The following is a 558-nucleotide window of genomic DNA, read 5'->3' on the forward strand; positions in this document are numbered from 1 at the left end:
TGAAAGCATTTTAAATCCGAAAGACTTTAAATTTACACGCTGATCTGCTGATGCATTAAAATATGCTTTAATCAACAAAACTACAGATAGGTATAGACCAAGCCATAGGCCAATGCTGCTGTGAGTGTCGCCAAAACGATTCTTTTAAATTTAAAATACAATCCTGTGAGTACAATAAAGCCCACCAGCATCGCAAAACTTTTATTTGGAGTTTCGATCAATGGTGGAAGAGTGGCGACAATTAACATTGAACTGATTGCTGCAATTCCAATACTGCCTAATGCAATTTTTAACCATGTTGCGCCACGAGTTTGTGTGTGTTGTTGGCTTTTTTGCAGCAGATAGAATGGACCAAAGCGTGAAGCAAAATTTGCAATACCGACCAATATCCCCACCAAGATAATCTGTAAATCCATTTTAAATACTCACTTCATCAGTTTGCTTTAAAACATAATGTTTAAATAATCCCGCTAAAATCCCAGATGCAATCCCAATAAAAATTGCTGCCGACATGTTGATAAAATAACAGGCCAATGCGGAAACCACTAAAGATACGGC

Annotated in this window: 1 protein-coding gene and 1 pseudogene; both read right to left on the reverse strand. The window is 37.3% G+C overall.

All coding sequences use genetic code 11. From position 1 onward, the window contains the following. Positions 1-80: 80 nt before the first annotated feature. Positions 81-416, reverse strand: coding sequence for an L-valine transporter subunit YgaH (gene ygaH, locus RR876_RS17210; protein WP_056510745.1), 336 nt, complete (start codon positions 414-416; stop codon positions 81-83). A gap of 1 nt (position 417) precedes the next feature. Next, positions 418-558, reverse strand: a pseudogene (locus RR876_RS17215) (branched-chain amino acid ABC transporter permease); the annotation flags it as partial.

Source organism: Acinetobacter sp., from assembly GCF_036666595.1.
Taxonomy (GTDB): domain Bacteria; phylum Pseudomonadota; class Gammaproteobacteria; order Pseudomonadales; family Moraxellaceae; genus Acinetobacter.

What these genes read in the sequence shown, in the direction of transcription:
- ygaH (WP_056510745.1), bottom strand. Translation starts at nt 416, where the DNA reads ATGGATTTACAGATTATCTTGGTGGGGATATTGGTCGGTATTGCAAAT.